The sequence below is a fragment of the Salinivibrio sp. SS2 genome, from assembly GCF_001722075.1.
GTDB classification, from domain to species: Bacteria; Pseudomonadota; Gammaproteobacteria; order Enterobacterales; family Vibrionaceae; genus Salinivibrio; species Salinivibrio proteolyticus.
The window spans coordinates 37,607-44,072 of the sequence record NZ_MEBP01000128.1 but is presented as its reverse complement, the minus strand read 5'-3'; the positions used below and the strand labels follow the sequence as shown (position 1 = coordinate 44,072).

At 51.2% G+C, this 6,466-nt stretch carries 9 protein-coding genes; 6 read left to right on the top strand and 3 right to left on the bottom strand.

All coding sequences use genetic code 11. The features are described from left to right. Nucleotides 1-188: 188 nt before the first annotated feature. Nucleotides 189-830, top strand: a complete 642-nt coding sequence (gene pyrE / locus BGK46_RS15840) for an orotate phosphoribosyltransferase (RefSeq protein WP_069590903.1) — start codon at nt 189-191, stop codon at nt 828-830. A 43-nt stretch (nt 831-873) separates the two neighbouring features. On the opposite strand, the gene slmA is transcribed toward pyrE, so the two are convergent. Continuing rightward, nucleotides 874-1,464, bottom strand: coding sequence for a nucleoid occlusion factor SlmA (slmA, locus tag BGK46_RS15835; RefSeq protein WP_069590901.1), 591 nt, complete (start codon nt 1,462-1,464; stop codon nt 874-876). A 180-nt stretch (nt 1,465-1,644) separates the two neighbouring features. Then, nucleotides 1,645-2,889 carry a bifunctional phosphopantothenoylcysteine decarboxylase/phosphopantothenate--cysteine ligase CoaBC gene (gene coaBC, locus BGK46_RS15830; protein ID WP_069590911.1) on the bottom strand — a complete coding sequence of 415 codons (1,245 nt, stop codon included), beginning with the start codon at nt 2,887-2,889 and terminating at the stop codon, nt 1,645-1,647. Between the two features lie 267 nt (nt 2,890-3,156). Here coaBC and radC point away from each other — a divergent pair, with 267 nt between their 5' ends. The 5 genes from radC (at nt 3,157) to mutM (ending at nt 5,906) form a co-directional block, all read left to right on the top strand. Next, nucleotides 3,157-3,840 carry a RadC family protein gene (gene radC, locus BGK46_RS15825; RefSeq protein ID WP_069590899.1) on the top strand — a complete coding sequence of 228 codons (684 nt, stop codon included), beginning with the start codon at nt 3,157-3,159 and terminating at the stop codon, nt 3,838-3,840. Between the two features lie 186 nt (nt 3,841-4,026). After that, a complete protein-coding gene (gene rpmB / locus BGK46_RS15820) occupies nt 4,027-4,263 on the top strand; it encodes a 50S ribosomal protein L28 (RefSeq protein ID WP_069590897.1) in 237 nt (78 codons plus the stop codon). Between the two features lie 13 nt (nt 4,264-4,276). After that, on the top strand, nt 4,277-4,444 hold the full coding sequence (gene rpmG / locus BGK46_RS15815) for a 50S ribosomal protein L33 (protein ID WP_069590895.1): 168 nt from the start codon (nt 4,277-4,279) through the stop codon (nt 4,442-4,444). A gap of 154 nt (nt 4,445-4,598) precedes the next feature. Further along, the gene (locus tag BGK46_RS15810) at nt 4,599-5,078 is read left to right on the top strand and encodes a hypothetical protein (protein WP_069590893.1); all 480 of its coding nucleotides are present in this window, start codon (nt 4,599-4,601) and stop codon (nt 5,076-5,078) included. A gap of 15 nt (nt 5,079-5,093) precedes the next feature. Next, a complete protein-coding gene (mutM, locus tag BGK46_RS15805) occupies nt 5,094-5,906 on the top strand; it encodes a bifunctional DNA-formamidopyrimidine glycosylase/DNA-(apurinic or apyrimidinic site) lyase (protein ID WP_069590891.1) in 813 nt (270 codons plus the stop codon). On the opposite strand, the gene coaD is transcribed toward mutM, so the two are convergent. After that, nucleotides 5,901-6,407, bottom strand: coding sequence for a pantetheine-phosphate adenylyltransferase (gene coaD, locus BGK46_RS15800; protein ID WP_069590889.1), 507 nt, complete (start codon nt 6,405-6,407; stop codon nt 5,901-5,903). The two genes, mutM and coaD, sit on opposite strands and share 6 nt — an antisense overlap. Nucleotides 6,408-6,466: the final 59 nt, after the last annotated feature.

Sequence of the window (6,466 nt, the reverse complement as noted above, 5' to 3'; positions counted from 1 at the left end):
TAAGGACAGGGCATGTGTTTAGTATTTATGCTGTATAGTGGAATAAGTGTCATGGCCGTATACGAGGTCCGTATGTACGGTTCTGTGAGAGGGATGAGGCGGCAACGCCTCACCCTACTCGATGCCCTGAGAACAGGATGGAGCCCGTGACATAACCGTCACAACCGTTTTAATAGTGAGAGGATGGAATGAAAGCCTACCAGCGCCAGTTTATTGAGTTTGCCCTTGAAAAGCAGGTTTTAAAGTTTGGTGAATTCACCCTGAAATCCGGCCGTAAGAGCCCGTATTTCTTTAATGCAGGTTTGTTTAATACCGGACGTGATTTAGCAAAATTGGGTCGTTTTTATGCCGCTGCATTAATGGATGCTGGGATTGATTACGATGTGCTATTTGGCCCTGCGTACAAGGGGATCCCGATTGCAACCACCACCGCGGTCGCGCTTGCCGATCATCATGATGTGGATACGCCTTACTGTTTTAACCGCAAAGAGGCAAAAGATCATGGCGAGGGCGGCCAGTTAGTGGGCAGTGCGCTCGAAGGTCGCGTGATGTTGGTGGATGATGTGATCACCGCTGGTACTGCTATTCGTGAATCTATGGCGCTGATCCAGGCGCAAGGTGCGCAACTTGCCGGTGTTTTGGTGGCGATTGACCGCCAAGAACGGGGCCAAGGAGAGCTGTCTGCGATTCAAGAAGTGGAGCGTGATTTTGCCTGCCGCGTTGTCTCTATCATTAGTTTAAGCGACTTAGTGACCTATCTAGAGCAAAGCGAGGCTGATCCGGCACAGCTGGCAGCGGTCAAAACCTATCAAGCAGAGTATGGTATTTAACCTTGACTGGGCGCGCCACGGCGCGCCTGATTGCTTGCATGGCTTATTGCAGCTGACTGGTGAGCAATTGCCAGTACTGTTCAAAGTTGGCGGTAGGCAGTTGTTTGAAAGATGAGCGCACATAACGGCACAAACTGCCTTCAACTTGGCCAATTAGTTGGCTCGCAAGCACCGCTTCATCGAGCGGAAAGCCTTTCCCTTCTCGTAAACGTCTTTCCCGAAGTACTTGCTTGAGCTGTGCTTCAACACGCTCAAACAATTGGTTGATGCGACCTTGTAAGCGGTCTTGCTCGAACATCAACGCATGGCCTGTCATGATACGCGTCAGCCCTGGGTTGCGCTCACCAAATCCAAGCAGCAACTGCAGAATGAGCTTAAGACGCACTAAGGTGTCTTTCTCTTCATCAATAATCAGGTTGATGCGGGACAGTAATGAGTCCTCAATAAACTCAATTAAGCCCTCAAACATGCGTGCTTTGCTGGGAAAGTGGCGATAGAGTGCGGCCTCGGAGACGCCAACTTGGGCGGCCAATTTGGCGGTCGTGATGCGCTGGCTGCCTTGCGTGGATTCCAGCATTTGCGCGAGCGCTTGGAGGATCTCTTCGCGGCGATTATTTTTTTTCGGGGCTGCCATTCATGCGATTCCTTTGTCTTTTATTCTCACGTTGGCGGGCGGTAAAGGAAGCATCAGGACGAGGTGCCACCAAGCGTGTTAGTCATGCTCTTTATCTTAGCGGTGAGGTGCCTGTATTAAAAGCAAAAAGCGTGGCCTTGGCGCACGCTTTTACACTTGATGTAACGGCGTTTTTTTACGTTACGCTTTGGTATCCGCCGCGTGATAACGGCTGGCGATATGTGTCATCACAGTGCGTGCCAAGGATGCTTTCTCTGTTAACGGTAGTGCGAGATCACCGTTCGGCCAGAAAAGGTGTAAGGCGTTGTGATCGCTATTAAATCCTTGGTCTGAAAGCGAGACATCGTTAGCACAAATCATGTCGAGCCCTTTACGTGCAAGCTTATCGCGTGCATAGGTCTCGATATCCTGTGTTTCTGCCGCAAAGCCAACGGTAAAAGGCCTTGTATCCGACAGCGCAGCTACCGAGGCGATAATGTCAGGGTTTTTCACCATGGTGACTGTCATGGCATCTTTATCGGCTTGTTTTTTCAGCTTTTGCTCGGCAACGGTTTGGGGACGATAATCCGCTACGGCCGCACAGCCGATAAAAATGTCTTGTGAGGCAATGCTGGCATGGACGGCTTCATACATTTGTTGTGCACTGGTCACATCAACACGGTGCACGCCGGTGGGCGTTGGCAGTGCGACTGGCCCACTGACTAGGGTGACCGTGGCACCCAGTGCTCGGGCGGCTTCTGCGAGCGCATAGCCCATTTTTCCCGAACTATGGTTGGAAAGATAGCGCACCGGGTCGAGTGCTTCTCGGGTTGGCCCGGCGGTGATCATGATGTGCTTGCCAACTAGAGGTGTAGGGCCGGCCCAGTGCTCACATTCTGCCACTAACGCCATCGGCTCTAGCATGCGCCCCGGGCCGACATCGCCACAGGCTTGTGCACCACTGTCGGGCCCCCAAATCAGGCAACCGCGCGCGCCCAAGGCGGCGATATTGGCTTGCGTGACAGCTGCACGATACATCTGTTGATTCATTGCAGGTGCAATCGCAATCGGCGCATCGGTGGCGAGACACACCGTGGTGAGCAGATCATTGCCCATGCCAGCATGGACGCGTGCAATTAAGTCGGCGGTCGCGGGGGCGAGCAAGACTAAATCTGCCCACTTGGCTAATTCAATGTGGCCCATCGACGCTTCAGCGGCGGGGTCAAGTAAGCTATCTGATACCGGATGACCGGAAACGGCTTGCATGGTCAGCGGGGTGATGAATTCTTTTGCTGCGCGAGTCATCACCACCTTGACCGTCGCCCCACGTTCAATAAGACGTCGAGTGAGGTCGGCACATTTATACGCGGCAATGCCGCCGCCCATACCGAGCAGTATACGTTTTCCTGCCAGCGTCTGGGCTGGCTGTTGTGAAGAACTGGCCATAATGCGTGATATCGTTGTCAGTGAATGGCGCAACCATACCATAATCCTTAGCGTAAAAAGCTTGTTCAAGCGCATGAATCCTCGCACGGTGTGAGCCAGGTGGGCTGTGATATGGGCTGATGTCTGCTGAAAAGCACACGCAACGGGGAATAAAAATAGGCTACTGAAACGCAACCTTGCCATGATGCGCTTGTATCAAGGCGGCGTCCTCTCCCTACTATCGGCTTTGTCGTAGCCGACGACTGGCTCAGCAAAGGGAGAACGATCATGAGCTTAAAAACCATGCCGCAAGATTGCCGCCCACGAGAGCGTTTGCTGAGTAGAGGGGCACAGAGCTTGTCTGATGCCGAGTTACTGGCGATTTTTTTGCGAACTGGGGTGACGGGGATGAGTGCGGTCGAGCTGGCCGACTACCTGTTAAATGACTTTGGCTCGTTGCGTGCGCTGATGGGTGCTGACCAAGCTGCGTTTTGTCAGCATAAAGGGCTAGGAAGCGCGAAATATGCCCAGCTTCAGGCGGTATTGGAGCTTAGCCGCCGTTATTTAAAAGAAACGTTAAGTAAAACCGATGCTCTGACTAGCCCTGATCATACCCGCCGTTATTTGTCGACGTTGCTTCGAGACCGGCCCCGCGAAGCGTTTTATGTGTTATTTCTCGACAATCAACACCGTGTCATTACCGATGAGCAACTTTTTGAGGGCACTCACAATGCGGCGAGTGTATATCCGCGTGAAATTGTGCGCCGTGCACTCGAATTACATGCGTCGGCGCTCATATTGGCCCACAATCACCCTTCGGGTGTGGCAGAGCCGAGTCAGGCCGACCGCCAAATCACCGAAAGAATTGTTCAAGCGTTGGGATTAGTCGACATTCGTGTGCTTGATCATCTGGTGGTTGGGGACGGAGAAGTGGTATCCTTCGCCGAACGAGGTTGGTTGTTATCCCTTTGAGGATCGCCTTTGGCGAAAAAAAACGATCAAAAAGAGCGCAAAAGGATCTGCTCGGGACTTGAGCAATGTGAATTCAGTTAGTATAATGCGCCACCTTTGATAGCCTTGACCTTGAGCCTGACCTTGAATTTGCAGGACTGGCGGACAAGGTTGATATCGAGCTGAAACGATTTTGGAGAGACTTTCATGTCACGAGTATGCCAAGTAACTGGCAAGCGTCCTGTAGTTGGTAACAACCGCTCTCACGCTAATAACGCCACCAAGCGTCGTTTTCTGCCGAACCTGCAAACTCATCGTTTCTGGGTAGAAAGCGAAAAACGCTTCGTTAAACTGCGTCTATCTACTAAAGGTATGCGCATCATCGACAAAAAAGGTATCGATTCTGTACTAGCAGAAATGCGTGCCCGCGGTGAGAAAGTATAAGAGGACTTAGAGAATGGCTAAAGGCATTCGCGAGAAGATTCGTCTAGTATCCTCTGCTGGTACTGGTCACTTCTACACCACAGATAAGAACAAACGTAACATGCCAAGCAAGTTCGAGATCAAAAAATTTGATCCCGTAGTTCGCAAGCACGTTATGTATAAAGAAGCCAAAATCAAGTAATTGGTTGAAAGTTTCGAGAAAGACCCAGCCTAGGCTGGGTTTTTTTATATCTATTTTCCCTCGCTGGACCATCCGGTCGCTTAGCTATCAACGCCAGCCTCATTTGTGTATATACTGCTGATTAACAAAGTCGGGTATCCAGTGGCGGTGTCTCATGAAGCTAAAACGAAAAACGTGGAACAACATCCTCATTTTTTCCGTGGTGATTTTTTTCGGTTTGATGCTATTACCTGACTACCTGCGCCACCAACGTCACGCTCGAGAGATGCCTGACGGTGTGATTGCCTTGGTGACGTCACGCAGTGAGGTGCTCGCGCTGCGCTTCTCTCACTTAACCTTGACGCGTACGCTTGATGGTTGGCAAACCGATAAGCCGTTATTGATTAGCCCCACGGAGCTCGCTCAACGTTGGCTGGGACTGAAAGGAACACAAGTGAATGACGCCACTTTACAATCTCTGCGGCCGCAACTGACCGCGCCGCGGACGCTTGAGCTACTGCGTAGTCCTGATCAAGAACCTATCCGTATTACCTATTATCAGCAGCCGCAATTTTGGTTAATGCAAAATGAGCAAGGCCAATGGCTGGCGGTGTCTGTTGATAGCCGTTACCTTTTTCCGTTGACTAAGTCGTAAGTAAAAGTCCTTATCATGCCTGAATTACCTGAAGTTGAAGTCAGTCGCATGGGGATCACTCCCTATGTTGAAGGTCAGACCGTCACCCAAATTATTGTTCGTCAACCACAGCTGCGCTGGCTGGTGCCTGATGAATTGCAATTGCTCCAAGGCCAAGTGATTCGCCGGATAACACGTCGTGCCAAATATTTGTTGCTCGAGTGCGATCTGGGGACGGCGCTTGTGCATCTTGGGATGTCGGGCAGTTTACGGGTATTACCCGCCAGCTTAGCCCCAGAAAAGCATGACCATGTGGATGTCATCCTCAGCAACAATATGATGATCCGTTATCACGACCCAAGACGATTTGGCGCTTGGCTGTGGCAAGCGCAGGATACAATGCATCAAGTGCTGAGCAAGCTTGGCCCCGAGCCATTAAGTGACGCTTTTAACGCTGATTATTTACTGGCGCGTGCGAAGGGTAAAAAACTGGTGATGAAATCCTTCATTATGGATAACGCGGTGGTCGTTGGCGTGGGGAACATCTATGCCAATGAATCTCTTTTTTGTGCGGGGATCCACCCCAAACGCCCAGCAGGGAGCCTGACGCACTCAGAAGCAGCATGCCTTGTCGATGAGATAAAAACCGTACTTGCGGCGGCGATTGCCCAAGGGGGCACAACCTTAAAAGACTTTACCAATGCAGATGGCAAAGCAGGCTATTTTGCTCAGGAGCTTCGGGTTTACGGCAAAGCCGGCGAACCTTGTCCGCAATGCGAGACGGTATTAGAGCGTGTGGTGATTGGGCAGCGGGCAACGGTATTCTGCCCGCATTGCCAGCCACTATGATGGCGTGTTGACGTGAAGCTTATTGCAAAGCGCGGTTAAGACATCAGGGTGCACAAACTCACTGGTGTCGCCGCCGTGCAGTGCCACTTCTTTGACCAAGGTTGATGAGATAAATGAGTGCTCTTCGGATGGAGTGAGAAATACGCTTTCAAGCTCAGGCATCAAACGACGATTCATGTTGGCCAGTTGGAACTCGTACTCGAAATCAGAGACAGCACGTAGACCACGTACCAAAATATTGGCTTGGTATTGCTTGGCAAAATTCACCAGTAGCCCAGAAAAACCGACCACAGAGACATTGGGCAAATGACTGGTCACCGCTTGAGTTAAGGCGACGCGTTCGTCCAGATCAAACAGGGGCTTTTTACTGGGGCTTGCGGCAATGCCTACGATGACCTCATCGAACATGCTTGCAGCGCGTTCAACCAAATCAAGATGGCCATTGGTGATGGGGTCAAACGTGCCCGGGTAAATCACACGGGTCAGTTGTTTCTTGGTCACAGGGTTGTCCTTTTGATGTGTTATCTGGGCAGAGGTTATCAAATCATGCGTCGAGACGC